Here is an 18,890-nt window from a genome sequence, read left to right on the forward strand (position 1 = left end):
GTACGCAGTCATCGCCCTCTCTACATTGCTCACATTCCTTAAAAATTTTTTGGTCTCCGCTCTATATAATGATCCGTTCAGCAGAGTAAACCCCACTGAACGGATCGAAATCAATTTATTCTACATATTTGTCTATAACTTGTTTATACAATCTTTGATACGTTCCTTCCTCTTCCTGATTGTTCAAGCCTAAAGGTTCTATCTCATTCTTCGACGGAACCGCATACCGGGAGCGCTCGGGGAAAGAAATTTCATAATATTCCCCTCCAAGTAATGGAGACTCCGAGGGATCGAGGAAAAAGACATACTCCTGCCCGGGAATCGCCGGGGTATAACCACAATATGCTACGATATACGTTTCGCCTTTTTTATTTGTTTTCACAAAATATGGTTCTACAAAGGCAACTTGATCTCCGGGTGATAAATCCCCCTTAAAAGTTTCGGTAATCGTCAATGTGGAGGAGGTAAACCCTGTCGAATCCCCATAAACCGGATCGTTCAACATCTCGTCGTGGTTTACGGCATCATCAGCCAACACTCCTTTTACAATACAGGTGCTCCACTCTTCCAAGTCATTCAAATTTTCAGGGTTCTTTGCCAAATAACCACCCATATTTTTAATAGGTAAGTCTTGAACTCTCGGCTCCTTTTCGACTGAGCACCCAGAGAATGCTAAAGTTGTTATCAGTAGAACAACGATACATACACATAAGTATTTTTTCATTTTGTCCACCTCTTATTTATATGTCTCTTGTAGTGCCTGTTCGTCATGTTCCAGAATACGGTAAGCTGCTGTAGCCGTACTTTCTCGCATGATAGCTGTATCAGAACAGGGTGGGTGTCTTAAGCCCAAAGCATGTCCAAATTCGTGGGTAACAGTCTGCGCCTGCGCCGCTGAACTATTTTCTAAAAGATGATCCTGCTCTAAAGTAATTCTTGAATGGACAAAAACATCTTTTAACCGACCACCGTCCTGATCCACTTCATTTCCATTTTCATCATAAGTTACTGTTATTCCTAACACATTTTTTCCTGCACCCAGAATTGACCCTTTCGTCAAAACAATATCTTTCCCCACGTCATCATTCGTATCAGACACCCATATTTCTCCGAAAGACACACCACTAGCGACCCCATTCCAAGACTCTATACTAGAAACAATTTGATCCATACTGATTCGGAAATTTTCCTTAGCGACAAGGTCTTTTACTTTATCCAAAATCTGCACCGAAATTCCATCAGAATTTCTCCATGTTCCACCCCATGATTGCTCGGGTGTAAGTACTTGAATACTTTTCGATAACTGATTATCATCGGGATCGATATCTGCACTTGTGTGCTGGGGATCAATGTAAATGCCTAGACTAGTACCTCCTGAATTCTCAAATTTAGCATTAACAGCAAAATTTAATATTTTCCTAGCGGGTATGCTGGCACGGGCTGTTCCATCCAACATCTTACCGTTTAATAATATTTTAATAGGTATATCCACTCCATCAAGGTTGCCAAGGTTCGCTACACTGATCTCATATGCATGATCAACATTTGGCTCAATTTTACTCGATCCACTGATTTCATATGCTCTAACAGAGACCGCATCTTGCCACCTGAACGCTTTACTAACAGAATTATTTGAAGTGTTCGTCTCAGTCGGTCCATTAGGCAACCACACTGTTACCATAACCGTATGGCTACCGCCAACTCTATTTTTAATATTTAAATTTAGATTGGCGGAAGCACCTGCCCCCAATGTCACTGCCACACTTTTCGTTGTCAGAAGTTGCGTATCCATATAAACAGAATAATTAAAGCCGGAAATTGTGGTGCTTCCTAAGTTTTGAATTGTAGAAACAATTTTAACATCAGTCATATTAGGAAGCGGCTCAGTGTTATTGGGTGCCCGCATATTGGATATTGCCAAATCTGTCCCCGTCGCGCGGGATAATATTTGATTTTCATTTTTCTCTTTTGGGATAATTATTATCTCACCCTGTTCAACTTCGGGAATTTCATTTACTTCTAAATCATCTACATTTTCTTCTTCAACAGTTTCTTCTATTAGAGAAATTCCCTCTGATTGAAAATCAGACAAGTCAATTTGAGCAATTATCTGTTCATCAGAACTCACATTTTGCTTTAGACTTGATTGATCCTGAGCTGCAGCATGTCCTGCTAAACATCCACTTATGGATATACACAAAATACATGCCAACAGTTTTTGGTTCCATCTCATTTTCATTGCATTTCCTCCTTAATGTACTGTTTTAGTTTCAGAAACACTTTTACAGATAAACGGCCCATTGGAATCTCCTCCTTTCTTCATAAAAGGCCTCTATTAACTAGTAACGATAAAAATCTTCAAAAGGGGACAACTTTTTCTGATTTTGTTTATTTTTTCCTGTAAAAAATTCCTTTTGAGTTTTATTTATATTGTCACTAGAATCAATTTTTCTAAAATGTTATAATAATAATTTAAACTCTTATTCACGAAAGGACTCCCGCCATGACTGAAACGCCCCTCTATACCGCCTTGTTATCCCACCAGTCCCTCCGCCGCGCGTCGTTCCACACGCCGGGGCACAAGAGCAACCCCGCCGCCCTGCCACAGAAGCTTTTGTCCCTCGACTACACGGAACTGCCGGACACGGACAGCCTGTTTGAAGCGGAAGGCCCGATTTTACGGGCGGAGGAGGCCGCAGCCGCGCTGTTCGGCACCAAACGCACGCTGTTTTCCGCCGGAGGCTGCACGCTCTGTATCCAGGCAATGCTCCGGCTGGCCGCGCCCTGCGGCGGAAGCGTCCTGTGCAGCCGCGTGGTGCACCGCTCGGCGGTCAATACGATGGCCCTGCTGGGATTGACGCCCGTCTGGTCCATGCCGGAGGACCTCTGCGCCGCCGTGGAACAGCATCCCGACGTGAAGGCCGTCTACCTCACCAGCCCCAGCTACTATGGCGAGCTGGCGGACATCCCCGCCCTCGCAGCGGCCTGTAACCAACACGGCATCCCTCTGCTGGTGGACAACGCCCACGGGGCGCACCTGTTTTTCACCGATCCGGTCCTGCACCCCATCGCGTTGGGCGCGTCGATGACCGCCTGCTCCGCGCACAAGACGCTGAACGTACTGACAGGCGGGGCCTGGCTGAACCTAGCGGACGCGCGGTTCGCGGACGGCGCGAAAAACGCCATGAGCTTGTTCGGCTCCACCAGCCCATCATACCCCATCATGGCTTCGCTCGACTACTGCCGCGCATGGCTGGAGGAACACGGCAGAGCGGCCTTTACGCAGTTGCAGGCGCGCGTACATGCGTTGAAAACGGCCCTGCAAGCCATGGGATTGCGCGTGCTGGGGATGGCCCCGGACGACTCCCCCCTGCGATGGGATCCCACGCGCGTCACGGTGGACACCGCCTCCATCGGACTGGCGGGGACGAAAGCGGCGGAGCGCCTGCGCCAGGCGGGCTGCGAGCCGGAATACGCGGACAGCCAGTGCGTGGTCTGCATCGCGACGCCGTTCAACACGGAGGAGGATTTTACGCGTCTGGAGACGGGTTTCCGTGAATTGCTCCGGCACGCGGGCGCGCCCCTCCCCGCCGGAAATACAATCGCGCAGCTGCCGCCCCTCCCGCCGGTACGCGCGTCCCTGCGGGAAGCGGTTCTCGCCCCGGCGGAGTCCGTTCCGCTGGCTCTAAAATAAAAACGATCCGGCGGGTTCCGGATCGGATTACATAGAGAATGGGAGGCAATCATTATGAAGCTGGTTCTTGCCATTGTGAATAAAGACGACAGCAGCATGGTTTCCGCTGCGCTGACCCAGGAAGGGTTCCCGGTTACAAAGCTTGCCACTACAGGCGGTTTCCTGATGGCGGGCAATACCACATTTATCTCCGGTGTGGAGGACGACAAGGTCGATCAGGTCATCCGCATCATCGAACAGCAGAGCAGCCGGCGCACGCAACTTGTGCCCAGCACCTCCACCATGGATATGGGCATGTACACCTCCATGCCGGTGGAAGTCACCGTGGGCGGCGCGACCATCTTCGTGCTGGACGTCGACCGTTTTGAAAAGGTATGAATTTCGAAGGAATTTCCTGCGGCGAGGGGGTCAGGCAGAGCCTGTCCCTTGCCTTTTCTGAAAACCGGCTGCCGCACGCGATCCTGATCGAGGGACCGGCGGGCAGCGGTAAAGAAGCGCTGGCCCGCTGGATCGCAAAAGCGGCTGTCTGCACCGGAGAAGGGGAACGCCCCTGCGGGCATTGTCCCGGGTGCATAAAGGCCGCGGCGAACTCGCATCCGGACATCACCATCGCGGGAGGCGGAACGACCGCCCGGTCGTTCCATGTGGACACGGTCCGCGCCATCCGTTCGGACGCGTATATCAAGCCGAATGAGGCGCCCCGCCGCGTGTTCCTGCTGGAAAACGCGGAAACGATGTCCGAACAGGCGCAGAATGCGCTGTTGAAGGTTTTTGAGGAGCCGCCGGACCGCGTGCTGTTCGTCCTGACGGTCACATCCGCGTCGGCGATGCTCTCTACCGTGCGGTCCCGCGCGCAGCTTTACACCCTGGAGGGTGAAACAGCCGCCGCACCGGAGGACATGGAACTCTGTGCCGCCCTGTGCGCCGCGATTCCCGCGGCGGCGGAAGCAGCGCTTCTGGAGCTGACCGCGCCGCTCATCCGGGATAAAGACCGATTGCGCCGGATTTTTAAGCAGCTCTACCTGCTGTTCCGGGACGCCTGCGTCCTGCGGGCGGGTGGGAATGCCTGCCTTTCCGGCCAGCGGGAGGCGGCGGACACACTCGCGCACGCGTTGACGCGGGACAGGCTCCTTGCCCTTTTGGAGCAGGTAAAAACGGCGCAGCGGGCACAGGAACAAAACGCCAACGCGGCGCTTTTGGTTACCGCTTTTTGCGCGCGGCTCTGCACAGCGGCGCACGGACGTAAAAAATAGGAAAATGTGGGTATCCTAACCATAGAAAAACATTGTACGGGAGGTTTGTATGGCCGAGGTTATAGGCGTTCGTTTTAAAAACATGGGCAAGGTGTATTACTTTGACCCGGACGGCAACGAATTAAAACTGGGCGACAACGTGATTGTGGAAACCGCGCGCGGTGTGGAATGCGGCGAAGTCGCCATGGAGAAAAAAGAGATCACCGAAGAGGAAATCGTACAGCCGCTGAAAAAGCTGATCCGCGTGGCGACGAAGGACGACCTCAAACGCGTGGCGGAAAATTCAATCAAAGAAAAGACCGCGTTCGGCATCTGCCTGAAAAAGATTGCGGCACATAAGCTGGATATGAAGCTGGTCGACGTGGAATACACCTTCGACAACAGCAAGATTTTATTTTATTTTACGGCGGACGGGCGCGTGGATTTCCGCGAGCTGGTCAAGGACCTTGCGTCCGTGTTCCGCACCCGCATCGAACTGCGTCAGATCGGCGTGCGCGACGAAGCAAAGATGCTGGGCGGACTGGGCATCTGCGGGCGGCCGTTCTGTTGCGCCACCTTTTTGAGCGGCTTTCAGCCGGTTTCCATCAAGATGGCCAAGGAACAGGGGTTGTCCCTGAACCCGGTCAAAATCTCCGGCACCTGCGGCAGGCTGATGTGCTGTTTGAAATACGAACAGGAGGCCTATTCCGACTTGCTGCGCCGCACGCCCTCGGTCAATTCCGTGGTGATCACGCCGTCCGGCAAGGGCGTCGTGGTGGACCAGAATATCCTGACCGGCAAGCTGCTGGTGCGGCTGGATTCCGCGCCGGAAGCCGCGCCGCAGGCCTTTACCGTCAAGCAGGTGAAACTGGTGCGCGGCGCACGCGGCGGCAGTGAAAAGCCGGCGGAAAAACCCTCTGACAAAGCGGAAGCCGCACCGCCGAAAGAGCCGGAACAGAAGTGAGGTCGAATCGCTGGAATTTTTTATGAAACACACAATAAACTGTTGCTTTTTTGTCAATCTGTGTTAAAATAAGCTTGTAAAAATTATTGGAGGTGTTTCCTTTGGCATACGTAATTAGCGATGAATGTATTTCCTGCGGCGCTTGCGCAGGTGGCTGCCCGGTTGGCGCAATTTCCGAAGGTGACGGCAAGTACGTTATCGATCCCGAGACCTGCACAGAGTGCGGTGCTTGCGCAGAGGTTTGCCCGGTTGGCGCTCCTGGTCAGGAATAATTTTCATCTATGCAAGCTAAAAGGCGAAGCGCTTGACGCTTCGCCTTTTTTGCACCTCCGCCATGGTCAGCACGGCGCGGGCAAACGCCTGCGCAAGCATGCGTCCACGGATAAGAACCCGCTCCCGTGTGCGCGCTCAGCCGACGATTGGCTGAAGTTCACCGCAGGTCCCGCGTTTCAGAAATTGTCATGTCTTTTAAAACAGGCTAAGAGGTATACATAAAAATGAAGGTACTTCCCGTTGTTCCACATGTGGGAATCGGCCCATTAAAGCTGGGCCTGTATCCCGAACAGATTCTTGCCGCAATCAAGCAGCTGCGTTCCGCATTTCATTTGCCAGACAATCGGGAAATCCAAATTTCAAAAGACACAGAGGACGATGGGTTCTCCCTGCGATATCTGGACGACGCTTTCTTTTTCCTGGTCCGATACCAAAACAATCGAGCCGTGGAAGTCGCGGTTGATGATACGCTAAAAGAACGCGCAAAGATCATGCTCTATGATCTGGAGGTTTTTCGAACCCCAGCAGAACAATGCATAACGTTTTTAAAACCATTCAGCCCCTGCTCCTATGATTTGGGAGACGAACAGCTCAGTACAAATTATGAATTTGACGATATCGGCATCCGCTTATGGCGGGAACACCCGTTTCATCCGAAGCTTCTTTTCGACGAATCATATATGAAAGAAATGTCTTTGGTCATCGATGAAATGTACCGGTATCTTTACTTTGAAATAATCGCGGTAAAGCGGCAAACGGACCCAAACCAGGTCTGATGCAAAAAGATAGCCCTACAATGTCCTTATGTAAAATGATAATAGAGCCGACAATTCGCTGAAAACCATAAAAAGCAAACACACGCAAGCTCCCCCGGCAATGGAGAGCACACCGCCCTACCTGAGTGACTCAGGTATGTGAGGATACCGGGGGTGTAGGGGGCGGACCTCCGGTCGGGACGGCGCGGGCGGAAGCCTATTCAAACACAGGCCCATGGATGCCCGCGACAGGACGTGCAACGTCTTCCGCACCTACGGTGGTTTTCCCATGAGGTCGAATGCTATAAAAAACTCAAGAGGTTCCACCCAACAACGTCCTCATGTAAAATGATAAAGCCCAGCTGAGAATTTGCATAAAACCCATAAAAAGCAAACGCAGCCCAAGCTCCACCGGCAATGAAGAGCACGCCGCCCTCCCTGAGCATCCCAGGTATATGAGGATACCGGGGACGTAGGGGGGCGGACCTCCGGTCGGGACGGCGCGGGCGGAAACTTAGTGTAAGCACAAACCCACGGATGCCCGCGACAGGACGTGCAACGTCTTCCGCACCTACGGTGGTTTTCCCATGAGGTCGAATGCTATAAAAAACTCAAGAGTTTCCACCCAACAACGTCCTCATGTAAAATGATAAAGCCCAGCTGAGAATTTGCATAAAACCCATAAAAAGCAAACGCAGCCCAAGCTCCACCGGCAATGAAAAGCACGCCGCTCGCCCTGAGCATCCCAGGTATATGAGGATACCGGGGTGTAGGGGGGCGTGAGTCGAAGTCATCCGGAGCCCAGCTCTAGCGCCCCAAAAAAACCAATTGACATGCACCAAGTAAAAAACTAACGGAAAGCAGCCACTGTTTACCGCCGCTTTTGGAAATGTAGAAATATATTTTAAGAATGGTATGCAAGATAAAAATGGTTCCCGCCGCTTTTAGAAACGTAGAAAGACCTATTTTAAGCATGATTTGCAAGGTGAAAATGTTCCTCGCCGGAGGCGCGTCCCGACTGGAAGTCCGCGTCCCGACCGGAGGTCCGTGAAAGACGTTGCACGTCCGTGCCTTTGTCCAACTTTCGTGGCAAGACCGGACACGCAGTGTCTAACGCGCCTACGGCGATGGTCGTTTGGAGCATCGAGCGAGGCTTTAGCCTCAAGCGAGCGTCCCCACCGGAGGTGCCGCCCGGCATGAGGGCAACCAGCGGTTTTCTCCCGCTTTTTCAAAAGCGTAAAAAGGGATAGGATTGCACATGCAATTATTTTGCTTCTTACATGTAAAGCGTTTTGGGTTTTGTTTTTTAATACAAGATTGTCTATGTAACAATTTCTATTATAATCGTGTTGTGAAATAAAACAGAGGTTATAAAAGAAATGTTGCTTATGCAATAAATCTTCTTTTGTTTTCTCAAAGTGAAGGAACCCGTTGTTTTCGCAATGTGAAATTTACTTTTGCTTGTTTAAAACATAGAATCCCATTGTTTTTGAAAGATAAAAATTTGTTTTACTTTTTTAAAGTAAACAATTTTTGCTGTCGCTTTTATAAAGCGACGTACATTCCGCGGCTTTCGCCGGGGAACCAAAGAAAAGCCCCAGAGGCAGCACCCTGCCTCATAAACAACCCTATCACTCGTTTCCACTCGCTCTTCTCAGGAAGAGAGTCCCGCTCCTTGCGAGGAGCGGCAAAGGGCCCTGCCCTTTGATCCCGCCGCTTTTCAGAAAAGCGGAAAAACGCGTTAAAGCCGTTACCTACAAGGGTCAATAAAGACCCGGGAGCTTGTCCCGTCCGTCCCGCCACTGCGCGGAACCAACCCCGGAAAAAGAAAAGGGCGGGCCGTGCTGACCGCAGGTCCGCAGGTCTGGAGGTTATGATGTTACTTCCCAACGAACACTACGAACCCCTCTCCGGGGGAATCTCCTTGATCGTTTCCCCCGTCCATCGGTTTAATACAGATACCGTGCTTCTCGCATGGTTTGCCGCACCGCGCAAAAATGAGGCCTGCGCCGATTTTGGAACCGGCTGCGGGGCCATCCCTCTGATCTGGTGCGCTAAAGCCCGGACCGGCGAAGGTTCCCTGCCCGCGAAAGTCTATGCCGTCGAGCTTCAGGAAGACGCCTGCTCCATGGCGGAGCGCTCCGTTCTGGAAAATGGGCTGGACAAAACCATTTCCATCGTCCACGGGGACCTGACGCAGCTCCCCTACCTGCACGCGCCGCGCGGGCTGGACCTGGTCTGCTGCAACCCGCCGTACAAGCCGGAGGGGACCGGCATCCGGAACCCGCACGAGGGCATGTCCATCGCGCGGCACGAGGTTGCGTGCGGATTCGCGGACATCGCAAAGGCAGCGTCTTACCAGCTCCGGTTCGGCGGAAGGTTCTGCTGCTGCCTGCGGCCGGAACGCCTCTGCGGTGTCATGGATGACCTGCGGAACGCCGGGCTGGAACCAAAACGTCTGCGCTTTGTGCAGCAGCGGACGGACAAGCCGCCGTCTTTGTTCCTCTTGCAGGCGGCGCGCGGCGGTAAACCGGGACTCCGCGTGGAACCTGTTCTGTTCGTTGAGGACGCATCCGGCGGCTTTTCCCCGGAAATGATTCAAATTTACGGCGCATACAAGGAGGGCCATTTATGACCGGCACATTGTACATTGTAGGCACGCCCATCGGCAATCTATCGGACTTTTCGCCGCGCGCGGCGGAAACGCTTTCTTCCGTTGATTTTATCGCGGCGGAGGATACCCGCGTTACACTCAAGCTATTGAACCATTTCGGCATCAAAAAACCGCTGGTCAGTTATTTTGAGCACAACAAGCGCGAGCGCGGCGAGTTGATCTGCGCCCGGCTGGAAGCAGGGGAATCCTGCGCGCTGGTCTCCGACGCGGGAATGCCCGCCATCTCCGACCCGGGCGAGCTGCTGGTGGCCCAGTGCGCCGAGCGGGGGATTCCGGTGCTGGCGGTACCGGGGCCCAGCGCCGTCGTCTCCGCACTGGCAATCTCCGGCCTGCCGACGGGCCGCTTCACCTTTGAGGGCTTTTTGAGCGTCAACAAAAAGAGCCGCCGGGACCATCTGGACGACGTGAAGAACGAACGGCGCACCATGGTCTTTTATGAGGCGCCGCACAAGCTGTACGCCACCCTGCGCGACATGCTGGCCACGTGGGGCGACCGCCGCATTGCGATCGTGCGGGAGCTGACCAAAATCCACGAGGAAGCCGTGCGGACCACACTCAGCGAGGCGGTCAGGCGCTGCAAGGAGGAGCCCTTCAAGGGGGAGATCGTCCTGGTCATCGAAGGCGCGCCCGAACCGGAAACAGACGGCTACACGCTGGAGGAGGCCGTCGCGCTGGCAAAGGAGCTGATTGCGGAGGGCACCGCGCCGTCCGAAGCCGCCAAACGCGCCGCGCAGGAAAGCGGTCTGGCCAAGCGCGATATCTACCGGGAGATACTGGCCCAACCGAATTTGGATTGACCCTGTCCTGATGAAAAAAGTCCCCCCTTCCGCTGCCCGCAGACCATGTGATACGATGACCGGCCGCTGTCTGGAACCGGGCAGCCTGTACCCGCCGTGAGAAAACGGCGTCCCTGCCTTGCCGCAGCCACAGCCTGTGCGCATCAGCGTCTGTATGTTGGCGCCTCTAAACGAATGGTTCCCTATACAAACAGTTTCACTTTCCCGCCCTCACACGGAGCGGGAATTTTTTATTACATTTAGAAAATCCTTGGACTTTCCACTTCTAAACGCAACAAAAAATCCTTTTCTGCCACCCCAATCGGAAAGCGCTCAGGAATTCAAAAAATACAACTATTTTGAACGAAAACCAATCCGGAATCAATTTGGGAAAACGGCTTCCAATGTGTGGATATGCTCTATCTCAAGCGGGAACTGTCACCCAGATTTTTACAATTTTTCACAAAATGTTCTTTCTTTCTCCGTTGATTATAATTTCCTCGGCATGTATAATAGTTGGTAGGAGCTGGAAAACTAGTATTGCTCCGGCAGGCGGGCAAACCGCCGATTTGTTCCGGGATCAAGCGACGGAATTTACGCTTGAAATGATACATGCAGGAGGAAAAAAGCTATGGAATTAAAAGGCAGCAGAACAGAAGCGAACTTAATGGCCGCATTCGCGGGTGAGTCCCAGGCACGCAACAAGTACACCTTCTACGCATCCAAGGCGAGAAAAGAAGGCTATGAGCAGATCGCGGCCATCTTTGAGGAAACCGCGCACAACGAGAAGGAGCACGCGGAGCTGTGGTTCAAGGCGCTGCACGACGGTGGCATCGGCACCACACTGGACAACCTGAAGGACGCCGCCGCGGGCGAAAACTACGAGTGGACCGAGATGTACAAGGAATTTGCAGACGTCGCGGAGGAAGAGGGCTTTACCGCGCTCGCCGCGCAGATGCGCCTGATCGCTTCTGTCGAGAAGACCCACGAGGAGCGCTACCGCAAACTCGCGCAGAACATTGAAGAAGACATCGTCTTCAAGGCGGGCGAAGAAACCGTATGGGTATGCCGCAACTGTGGATATATCCACATCGGCAAGGCCGCCCCGGCGATCTGCCCGGCGTGCAAACATCCGCAGGCCTATTTTGAGCGCCGTGCGGTAAACTATTAAATTTCTGTCAAACACCAAAAAGACCGGCCATGCAATGCATGGCCGGTCTTTTTTATGTTTCATCTGCTATAACGGCCCCGCCCGCTGTACACATACCGCTTTTTTCGGCCGGGCGCTCAACCGGTATGCGGGAGAATCAGCGGGCGACGCTCTCATATATCCCACTGCCGGGATACAATTTTATTGTAGCACGCCGGTTTTATCCAGACAACCTGTGACAATTACTGTGACATAAAAAATAGAAAACACGCCGGTTGCCGCACTGCCTTCCCCTGTTTACCCTAACAAGGAAAGACGTATCCGTGCGGCTGTCCCGGCGTGCTTTAAGGTATATGAACTCCCTTATGCTTCTTTCTCTGCGCCTGCCATTGCAAAAATTGATCTGGCACAGTTCGAGCACACAAAGTGTTTTTGATAGTGCAAAAGATCCTCGCTGCCTCCACAGAACATACAACTGGTCCCTTGTTTGCGCAGCAGAATCCCGTCCTCCTGCATCACAATTTCCAGCTTGTCCCCAGCCTGCCAGCGGAAGCTCTCCCGCACCTCTGCAGGAAGTGCGACGCGTCCCAGCTCGTCTAATTTGCGAACCTGTTTCATTTCCATCATATACTGCCCCCTCTTTCCTTTTCGTCTTACTCAGAATAACATAATATGTAAAAAATGTCAATTCAAAAATCACATAATATCATGCTTCGTGAGATTGAATTTTTGGCAATATGCAAAAACTTAGCGTTGTAAGGCATTTATTTTCAATATAATAATTTTAAATACCCGTTATAACGCAAATTTACCCCTGACCACAAGAGATACCTGTATATTTACAATCTATCCAGCCGGGGAAAGACACTCCTTTTCAGATTAACAGCTTATTAAATTTGAATTATCTGGAAACGCTGGAAATGATGGTGAATTACATTCACGCAACAAATAATTATTTTCTCTTTTTAATCTTCAACTCTTTTTTCTTTTCAAAAAAGCCGTAGATTGGTATCCTTTTTTACCCGAAAGCCTTCCAAATCCCTGTATTTTTTATCCATTTCTTCCGTCAATTTTATTCACACGCATAATACGCTTTCATTATACACAGAATCTGCGTATAACGCAATCCCACATTTTGATCTACCCTATTATAACCTTGGTGATAATATGCGCTTGAGACTGCGAGAGCTTCGTGAAGACAGCGATAAAAAGCAACAGGAACTGGCTGAATACCTCGGCTGCTGCCAGCAGACCTATTCCCGTTATGAAAACGGCAAAGCGCAGCCCTCTTTGGAGGTAATGGAGGCGCTTTCCGTGTTTTATGGCGTCAGTGTGGATTACCTCATGGGCCTGACGGATGATCCCAAGCCCCATGAACGCAGCCGCAAAATAGAACTGTAAAAAACCGCCCGCCCTGCTTCCTTGCAGGGCGGGCGGTTTGCTGTGACCAGGTTCGATATCTTTCAACCCGGAAATTTTGTGCCCGGGCAGCTGGTGCGTCACCGCATCCGCTCACAGCCAGGGGAACACAAAAAACTTTGTCAGCGCGAGCAGCTCCCGCCCATAGCTGGCGGACAGGATGTACCAGGGCGTCTCTGCGGGCACGGCGCTGGCGGACAGGCCCTGCCGCCGCGCGATCTGTACCGCGCGGTATTCGTGATATTGCTCCGTCACAATTACCAGCTCGTGGGCCAGTCCGTTTTCTTCGATGACCGCGCGCGTAAAGGCGATGTTCTGCTTGGTATCGGCACTGCCGCCCTCCACATAAATGCGGTGCTCCGCAATCCCCCGGTAGACCAGGCCGCGTTTGATCGCCTCCCCCTCGGAGAGCTGCAAGTCGTCGTCAAAGCCGCCGCTGGCCACGGCTTGCAGTTCCGGATGCGCCCGCAGGTAATCCGCCGCGCGGTCGATCCGCGCATTCAGCGCGGCGCTGCCGATTTTGCAGCCCAGCACGACCACTGTGCCGTTTGGCTCCTCCGGCGGCGCGGGCTGCGGCACGACCATGCAGGCGGTCAGGAACGCAAACCAGGCCATACAGAGCGCAAAGCAGGCCCACAGGCCCCGGCGCAGGAAACGGAACCCCCGCGCATGCGCTGACTGTTCCATCCAATTTCGGACAGGGACATACCAAACCGCCCCCGCCATCAGCAGCAAACTGAAGCAGATGCCCATTCCATTGCCGATGTGGAACACACCCCAAAAAATGGGGATGCAAAACCAGACCAGAAGGCCCGTTCCCAGCAGGAACAGAAGCACCTGCCCGACTATTTTCAGCGTCTTTTTCTTCATTCCGTCCTTTTTCTCCCTTTCTATGCAGCTATCTGGAGGATAAATCCGAATATACCTGCCCGTCCAGATGTGTATACCCACGTACAGAATTCGCATGGTTTCCTTTGATATCCACTTTTTCCGATGCGGAACTGTTTACATCCACACCGTCATAAGCATTTGCCGTGAAGGAAATGCCCATCGGCGCCCGGGGATGTTCGGGATCGTTCAGATCCATCCGCCAGGTGATGGTTTTGTACGCATTGGTATAGTACAGGCTGCCGCCTGCCTCACAGAGACGCGCGATGGAATCCGACGCCTGGTACAGTTTTTCTTTGTTTTTCAATGCCTTGCCGTCCCATTCCGCGCGATAAAGCCCGCCGGATTCATCCTGCCAGTAGATGGTTCCATTCACCGCCAGCATACTGGTGATCCGTCCGGAAACGATTTTGGCGGTTTCCCCGTTTTGCCACCGGTTGAGTCCGTCTTCGTTTGTATAATACAGAGCGTCCCCATCCCAGTGGAAAAAGCAGCTGTCATCCATCGAGCGGTTAAATGCACAGACAAGTTCAATACTTTTATCTGCCTCGAGCCGGTACACATTAATCTGCCAGGGGAGCTTGTCTTCTCTGGCAAACGCATACAGCGAGCCGTTGCTCCACTGCAAATCCAACAGGGAACCGATGCTCCATTCCAGAATAACCTCTTCCGGGACAACGTTCATCATCAAGCTGGTTTCAACGATCCCGGTTTCCATCCGGTACACGGTATTGCCGCGCGAATAGTAGAGATACTCCGGTGTGACCACGAGGTTTTCATGCGGTTCTATTCCCACCGATATGGGAATCCGGTTCTCACCAAGACTGTCCATGCGGTAAATCCCGCCGTCCGTCTGGCTGATAAAGTACAAATGACCGTCCAGGACATTCAGCGAGCTGCACGGGGTCTGCGTCAGCGCCGTCTGCGTGCCGTTCTCCGGATCGTACATACAGATACTGCTGCTGTCGCTGTGGTCGATATAATAGAGGCGCCCGTCCTCCTCCGCCACGATTCCGCCGTTCGCCAGATTGCCCGGGGTATTGCCCGCCCGCATACGGTCTTCCGACGGTGTGGCCGGCGCAACATACGCGCCGGAGTTATCGGGAAGCTCCTCATAAATAAATTCCGCCAGCTCTTTTCCGCAGTCCTTTAATGTAACGGCTTCTTCGTCCTGCGATGCCGGCGCCCGGAGCATCCGCACCGGGCTGTCGAGAAAACCGGGCAGCCCCAGCAACAGCTCCGTCGTCTGCGAGACGGAAAAGTTGGTATTCGCCACGGAGAGGATGGTATTCGCCAGCGCCGCCAGGTCCTGGCCCTTCACCTGCCCAGCCAACGCCTGAAAAAGCTTTTCCCGCCGCAGCATCTGGTCATGCTCATCGCCCAGCCGGATGCGGAGATAATAGAGCGCCTGCGTGCCGCTGAGCTCATAGGTCCCGGCATCAAGCCCGGGCAGGCCAATTTCCAGGCTGCTGCTCAGGGCAAAATACATGGCCTCTTCCGAAGAGAGGTTCAGTGTTACACCGCCCATCGCGTCGATAATCGCCGGCAGGTCCGCCATGTCCATCTGGAGATACCCGTCCACGCCGACGCCGGCGGCGGCTTCTATCGCGGACGCCGCCTCGCCCGGGGAGAGACTCTTTCTGGACAGGCGGTTCAAGCTGCGGGTTCCGCCCTCCGGCAGCTCCACAGTCAGGTCGCCGCGGAGGAAGCTGCATTTCAGGACTTCGCGCCGCCGGTCCAGTGAGAGCAGCATTACACAGTCATTATAGCCGTTTTCGTTGTCCATGCCCAGCACCAGCAGGTTGGTCACCTGGCTGTCGCGGTAAACGCCGTCCGTGATGGTCACGCCCTCGTTGCCGGGGGCGGACAGGCCGGAGGTCGTGCCCTCCTGGTTGAGGACGCGCTGCATCGTGGGCAGTCCCAGGCCGAACAACAGGATCAAACAGGCGGCGACAGCCATCGGGGCCATCCAGCGCGGGCGCGCGGGGTTCGGGTGGGCGCGGTAATCCTCCAGATTCTGCACCAGGCGCTGTTGAAAGGCCTTATCGGCGTACAGCTTGCGGTAGCCGGATTGGTATTCCCGTTTCATTCGATCTCCTCCTTCAGGGCCTGCGCCAGCATTCCCCGTGCGCGGCTCAGGCGCGACGAGATGGTGTTGGGCCGGCTATGTAAAATCTCTGCGATCTCCTTTGTGGAGTAGCCTTCAAAGTAGTACAAGTGAACGACGGTGCGGTACTTGGCTGGCAGCGTCGATACTGCGTGAAGCACCTCGTTTTCCACCGGGTCCAGCGCGGGGATGCTCTCGTCCAACTCTGTCCGTTTGCGGTTCCACGCGCAGGCAAGGCGGTTGCGGCAGTGGTTGATCGCCACACGGAGCAGCCAGGCTTTTTCGTGCTCTTCACTGGTGAATTCCGGCGCTTTCTCAATATATTTCAGCAGGACCTCCTGCACAGCGTCTTCGGCCTCCGATCGGTTGTTCAGCTGTGAGAACGTCACGCGCAACAGCATGGTGGCGTATTCCTCCACGACGCGCTCGATTTCCAGGTTTGTCCGCAATCCCCTCACCTCCCCTCTTTTTATAACACAAAGCAAACGGGGGTTTGCTTGCATGACGGTTCTATTATAACGCAAAAAAGCCCCCAAAGGGGGGCTTGGAAAAGATTGGTTTTTAAAAAGCAGATATTTATTGAATCATTTGGCCAGCGCCTGAAATGCCTCCAGATTTTCCTCTATCAGCTCGTCTGCCAATTTTTCAATTGACTCTTTATCACTTGTTACGTGTACAAGTACATTTTGATTCAACATAGCTCGTCCCGCACCAGTTCGTCCAGTGTCAGGCCGTAGCGCTGGCACAGCCGGAGCAGGCAGTCAATTGGCGGAACGACGTATCCGTTTTCGTAGCAGGCATAAACCGACCTGTGGATTTTAAGTTCGTTCGCCAACTCTTGACGGGTATTCCCCGAGCGGCGGCGAAGGACCCGAAGGTTATTGGCAAGGGGGAGGTTTTGCATTTTTATTCACTTCCTGAACTTTTTCTTTATTGTAACACTATCTCCAATATTTTGCAAGACAAACGCAATACATATTTCTTAGCAGATTTGCCGCATACTATATGTAATACAATCGTAGCACTTAAAGAGGGTAACGTATATGAAAAAGTTCAAGATACCTCGAATTCCGCCGACTACAAGCAAAAGCGTTCGTTTTCCAAATGATATGATTGAGGAAGTTGAAAAGGCTATTGTCGGAAAAGAATGCAACTTTTCTGCTTTTGTCATTGAAGCGGTTCGGATTGCCTTGGAAAATTTGAAGGAAGCCGAGATGGAAGAAAAAGAGCATACAGAATAAAACAGGATGTACCAGACAATATGGTGCATCCTGTTTTTCATATTCTTTATGCTTTTATTAATCATATTACTTTTTATGCTTTTGATAAAGCGAGAGAAAACCGCTGGTTGCCCTCATGCCGGGCGGCACCAACTTTCGGTCTTGCCACGAAAGTTGGACAAAGGCACGCGTAGGGGGGCGCGAGAGCTGGGCTCCGGATTAGTTCGACTCACGCCCCCCTACACCCCCGGTATCCCCATATACCTTAAATGCTCAGGGAGAGCAATGTGCTTTTCATTGACGGCGGAGCTCCGGTTTTTCTATGCTTTATGGGGATTCTTTGCCCAGGGTCAGCTGGGTGTTTTTAACTTTCAACAAGAAAATTTAATCAAGTTACCGGCTGAGATGTCACACGGGAGTTGGTACTTTCTGTCGCGGGCATCCGTGGATCTGTGCTTATATAAGCTTCCGCCCGCGCCGTCCCGACCGGAGGTCCGCCCCCATACACCCTCGGTATCCTCATATCCCTGAATAGCTCAGGGAGAGCCGTGTGCTTTTCATTGCCGGGGGAGCTTTGGCTTTCTGTTTTTTTATTTTGGCTTTCATGTGGTTGTCGGTCAGGTTTGCTTTTTATGAGTTTTATGCCAAATTATCAGCTGGGCTTTATCATTTTACATGAGGACGTTGTTGGGTGGAACCTCTGCGTTTTTTTATAGCATTCAACCTTATGGGAAAACCACCGTAGGTGCGGAAGACCTTGCACGTCCCGTCCCAACCAGAGGTCTAAAAGCGAGAAGGGCCCCGGCGGAATAAAAACCGCCGGGGCCCTTCTCAGCTTTGGAACCTATATTACTAAGGAGAAGATGTAGGAGCAAGTACCCAATTTTATCCTTCCGGATGACCATTGCTTTTTCAATACTTCTTTTGTCTTTATCGATACCGGTCCAACATTTGTCTAAATTATAATCTTTTTGCATAAATAAGTCAATATTTTTCACATAAACTATTTTATTTGTTTCACGGACTGTCCGCAAAGGCGTCCAGGCTTGCGTTTTTATCTTATATCCTTTAGAATGGGAGGAAATGATTATATCGGAGGGACGCACGATGCCAAGGCCATCCACAAAATCCGGTCTGCTCGAGGCAGCCAACGGCCAGTTTTCCAAACTGTGGAAACTAATTGACAGCCTGCCGGACGAAGAACAGACCGCTGTGTTTCAATTTGAGGACCGGGACAAAAACCTGCGGGACATCCTGATTCATCTATACGAGTGGCATCAGCTGCTTTTAAAATGGATACAAAGCAATCAAAGCGGCATTTCTGCGCCCTTTTTGCCCGCGCCGTACAACTGGAAAACCTATCCGCAGATGAACGTGGGGTTTTGGGAAAAACATCAGGATACCCCGTACGGCACTTCTATGGAAATGCTCAAAGAGAGCCATGCCCAGGTGATGCAGATCATAGAGGGCTTCACCGACGAGGAATTGTTTGAGAAGAAGCACTTTTCCTGGACAGGCACCACTTCTCTGGGCAGTTACTGTATCTCGGCAACCTCCAGCCATTACGATTGGGCGATAAAAAAGATCAAGCTGCACCATAAAACGTACAAAGAAGCAACCCGTGTGTGAGGCAATCATACGATTGTGTCTCATTGGGCGTTGCCCTTTTGGCCTGCTTCCTTGCCGCTTCTGGAACAGCAATATTCTGACCATCATACAACATTTTATTGCAACCTGC

At 52.4% G+C, this 18,890-nt stretch carries 20 protein-coding genes; 12 read left to right on the forward strand and 8 right to left on the reverse strand.

The window, feature by feature from the left end; all coding sequences use genetic code 11:
* Positions 1 to 115: 115 nt before the first annotated feature.
* Positions 116 to 724, reverse strand: coding sequence for a hypothetical protein (locus BN2106_RS14955; protein WP_050699350.1), 609 nt, complete (start codon positions 722 to 724; stop codon positions 116 to 118).
* Between the two features lie 12 nt (positions 725 to 736).
* Complete coding sequence (locus tag BN2106_RS14960) at positions 737 to 2,239, reverse strand: CARDB domain-containing protein (RefSeq protein WP_050699351.1); 1,503 nt, start codon at positions 2,237 to 2,239, stop codon at positions 737 to 739.
* Positions 2,240 to 2,503: 264 nt separating this feature from the next.
* On the opposite strand from BN2106_RS14960, the gene BN2106_RS14965 reads away from it, so the two are divergent.
* The 9 genes from BN2106_RS14965 to rbr all read left to right on the forward strand — a co-directional run bounded on the left by BN2106_RS14965 (position 2,504) and on the right by rbr (position 11,539).
* Positions 2,504 to 3,694, forward strand: a complete 1,191-nt coding sequence (locus BN2106_RS14965) for an aminotransferase class I/II-fold pyridoxal phosphate-dependent enzyme (RefSeq protein WP_050699352.1) — start codon at positions 2,504 to 2,506, stop codon at positions 3,692 to 3,694.
* Between the two features lie 54 nt (positions 3,695 to 3,748).
* Positions 3,749 to 4,072, forward strand: coding sequence for a cyclic-di-AMP receptor (locus BN2106_RS14970; RefSeq protein WP_050699353.1), 324 nt, complete (start codon positions 3,749 to 3,751; stop codon positions 4,070 to 4,072).
* A complete protein-coding gene (locus tag BN2106_RS14975; RefSeq protein ID WP_050699354.1) occupies positions 4,069 to 4,947 on the forward strand; it encodes a DNA polymerase III subunit in 879 nt (292 codons plus the stop codon). The genes BN2106_RS14970 and BN2106_RS14975 overlap by 4 nt, the downstream gene beginning before the upstream one ends.
* Positions 4,948 to 4,996: 49 nt before the next feature.
* Positions 4,997 to 5,890: a PSP1 domain-containing protein gene (locus tag BN2106_RS14980; RefSeq protein ID WP_050699355.1), complete on the forward strand. Its 894-nt coding sequence runs from the start codon at positions 4,997 to 4,999 to the stop codon at positions 5,888 to 5,890.
* A gap of 101 nt (positions 5,891 to 5,991) precedes the next feature.
* Entirely contained in the window at positions 5,992 to 6,162 is a 171-nt protein-coding gene (locus tag BN2106_RS15705) for a DUF362 domain-containing protein (RefSeq protein WP_074017534.1), read from the forward strand.
* 225 nt (positions 6,163 to 6,387) lie between these two features.
* Entirely contained in the window at positions 6,388 to 6,939 is a 552-nt protein-coding gene (locus tag BN2106_RS14990) for a hypothetical protein (protein WP_050699357.1), read from the forward strand.
* 1,852 nt (positions 6,940 to 8,791) lie between these two features.
* Entirely contained in the window at positions 8,792 to 9,553 is a 762-nt protein-coding gene (locus tag BN2106_RS15000; RefSeq protein WP_242846342.1) for a tRNA1(Val) (adenine(37)-N6)-methyltransferase, read from the forward strand.
* Complete coding sequence (gene rsmI, locus BN2106_RS15005) at positions 9,550 to 10,389, forward strand: 16S rRNA (cytidine(1402)-2'-O)-methyltransferase (RefSeq protein ID WP_050699360.1); 840 nt, start codon at positions 9,550 to 9,552, stop codon at positions 10,387 to 10,389. Before BN2106_RS15000 ends, rsmI begins: the two co-directional genes overlap by 4 nt.
* 610 nt (positions 10,390 to 10,999) lie before the next feature.
* Positions 11,000 to 11,539 (forward strand): rubrerythrin, encoded by a 540-nt coding sequence (rbr, locus tag BN2106_RS15015; protein WP_050699362.1) that lies wholly within the window; start codon positions 11,000 to 11,002, stop codon positions 11,537 to 11,539.
* Positions 11,540 to 11,881: 342 nt separating this feature from the next.
* Here rbr and BN2106_RS15020 read toward each other — a convergent pair whose 3' ends face one another.
* Positions 11,882 to 12,145, reverse strand: a complete 264-nt coding sequence (locus BN2106_RS15020; RefSeq protein ID WP_050699363.1) for an AbrB/MazE/SpoVT family DNA-binding domain-containing protein — start codon at positions 12,143 to 12,145, stop codon at positions 11,882 to 11,884.
* A 540-nt stretch (positions 12,146 to 12,685) separates the two neighbouring features.
* Here BN2106_RS15020 and BN2106_RS15025 point away from each other — a divergent pair.
* Positions 12,686 to 12,919 (forward strand): helix-turn-helix domain-containing protein, encoded by a 234-nt coding sequence (locus BN2106_RS15025; protein WP_050699501.1) that lies wholly within the window; start codon positions 12,686 to 12,688, stop codon positions 12,917 to 12,919.
* 111 nt (positions 12,920 to 13,030) lie between these two features.
* On the opposite strand, the gene BN2106_RS15030 is transcribed toward BN2106_RS15025, so the two are convergent.
* From BN2106_RS15030 to BN2106_RS15045, 4 genes are all read right to left on the reverse strand, one after another.
* Entirely contained in the window at positions 13,031 to 13,807 is a 777-nt protein-coding gene (locus BN2106_RS15030; protein WP_050699364.1) for a YdcF family protein, read from the reverse strand.
* A 28-nt stretch (positions 13,808 to 13,835) separates the two neighbouring features.
* A complete protein-coding gene (locus tag BN2106_RS15035; protein ID WP_050699365.1) occupies positions 13,836 to 15,914 on the reverse strand; it encodes a DUF5050 domain-containing protein in 2,079 nt (692 codons plus the stop codon).
* Positions 15,911 to 16,381, reverse strand: coding sequence for an RNA polymerase sigma factor (locus tag BN2106_RS15040; protein ID WP_195891860.1), 471 nt, complete (start codon positions 16,379 to 16,381; stop codon positions 15,911 to 15,913). Before BN2106_RS15040 ends, BN2106_RS15035 begins: the two co-directional genes overlap by 4 nt.
* Positions 16,382 to 16,623: 242 nt before the next feature.
* Complete coding sequence (locus tag BN2106_RS15045) at positions 16,624 to 16,836, reverse strand: helix-turn-helix domain-containing protein (RefSeq protein WP_050699367.1); 213 nt, start codon at positions 16,834 to 16,836, stop codon at positions 16,624 to 16,626.
* 139 nt (positions 16,837 to 16,975) lie between these two features.
* On the opposite strand from BN2106_RS15045, the gene BN2106_RS15050 reads away from it, so the two are divergent.
* Positions 16,976 to 17,173 (forward strand): YlcI/YnfO family protein, encoded by a 198-nt coding sequence (locus tag BN2106_RS15050; RefSeq protein ID WP_050699368.1) that lies wholly within the window; start codon positions 16,976 to 16,978, stop codon positions 17,171 to 17,173.
* Between the two features lie 704 nt (positions 17,174 to 17,877).
* Here BN2106_RS15050 and BN2106_RS15055 read toward each other — a convergent pair.
* Positions 17,878 to 18,276: a hypothetical protein gene (locus BN2106_RS15055; protein ID WP_154666556.1), complete on the reverse strand. Its 399-nt coding sequence runs from the start codon at positions 18,274 to 18,276 to the stop codon at positions 17,878 to 17,880.
* On the opposite strand from BN2106_RS15055, the gene BN2106_RS15060 reads away from it, so the two are divergent.
* On the forward strand, positions 18,260 to 18,781 hold the full coding sequence (locus BN2106_RS15060; protein ID WP_050699370.1) for a ClbS/DfsB family four-helix bundle protein: 522 nt from the start codon (positions 18,260 to 18,262) through the stop codon (positions 18,779 to 18,781). The genes BN2106_RS15055 and BN2106_RS15060 overlap by 17 nt on opposite strands.
* Positions 18,782 to 18,890 lie beyond the last annotated feature (109 nt).

It is taken from the genome of Anaeromassilibacillus senegalensis (genome assembly GCF_001261775.1).
In the GTDB taxonomy this organism is placed as follows: domain Bacteria; phylum Bacillota; class Clostridia; order Oscillospirales; family Acutalibacteraceae; genus Anaeromassilibacillus; species Anaeromassilibacillus senegalensis.

Coding starts and splice junctions, on each gene's coding strand:
- BN2106_RS14955 (WP_050699350.1), bottom strand. CDS start 724: ATGAAAAAATACTTATGTGTATGTATCGTTGTTCTACTGATAACAACT.
- BN2106_RS14960 (WP_050699351.1), bottom strand. CDS start 2,239: ATGAAAATGAGATGGAACCAAAAACTGTTGGCATGTATTTTGTGTATA.
- BN2106_RS14965 (WP_050699352.1), top strand. CDS start 2,504: ATGACTGAAACGCCCCTCTATACCGCCTTGTTATCCCACCAGTCCCTC.
- BN2106_RS14970 (WP_050699353.1), top strand. CDS start 3,749: ATGAAGCTGGTTCTTGCCATTGTGAATAAAGACGACAGCAGCATGGTT.
- BN2106_RS14975 (WP_050699354.1), top strand. CDS start 4,069: ATGAATTTCGAAGGAATTTCCTGCGGCGAGGGGGTCAGGCAGAGCCTG.
- BN2106_RS14980 (WP_050699355.1), top strand. CDS start 4,997: ATGGCCGAGGTTATAGGCGTTCGTTTTAAAAACATGGGCAAGGTGTAT.
- BN2106_RS14990 (WP_050699357.1), top strand. CDS start 6,388: ATGAAGGTACTTCCCGTTGTTCCACATGTGGGAATCGGCCCATTAAAG.
- BN2106_RS15000 (WP_242846342.1), top strand. CDS start 8,792: ATGATGTTACTTCCCAACGAACACTACGAACCCCTCTCCGGGGGAATC.
- rsmI (WP_050699360.1), top strand. CDS start 9,550: ATGACCGGCACATTGTACATTGTAGGCACGCCCATCGGCAATCTATCG.
- rbr (WP_050699362.1), top strand. CDS start 11,000: ATGGAATTAAAAGGCAGCAGAACAGAAGCGAACTTAATGGCCGCATTC.
- BN2106_RS15020 (WP_050699363.1), bottom strand. CDS start 12,145: ATGATGGAAATGAAACAGGTTCGCAAATTAGACGAGCTGGGACGCGTC.
- BN2106_RS15025 (WP_050699501.1), top strand. CDS start 12,686: ATGCGCTTGAGACTGCGAGAGCTTCGTGAAGACAGCGATAAAAAGCAA.
- BN2106_RS15030 (WP_050699364.1), bottom strand. CDS start 13,807: ATGAAGAAAAAGACGCTGAAAATAGTCGGGCAGGTGCTTCTGTTCCTG.
- BN2106_RS15035 (WP_050699365.1), bottom strand. CDS start 15,914: ATGAAACGGGAATACCAATCCGGCTACCGCAAGCTGTACGCCGATAAG.
- BN2106_RS15045 (WP_050699367.1), bottom strand. CDS start 16,836: ATGCAAAACCTCCCCCTTGCCAATAACCTTCGGGTCCTTCGCCGCCGC.
- BN2106_RS15050 (WP_050699368.1), top strand. CDS start 16,976: ATGAAAAAGTTCAAGATACCTCGAATTCCGCCGACTACAAGCAAAAGC.
- BN2106_RS15060 (WP_050699370.1), top strand. CDS start 18,260: ATGCCAAGGCCATCCACAAAATCCGGTCTGCTCGAGGCAGCCAACGGC.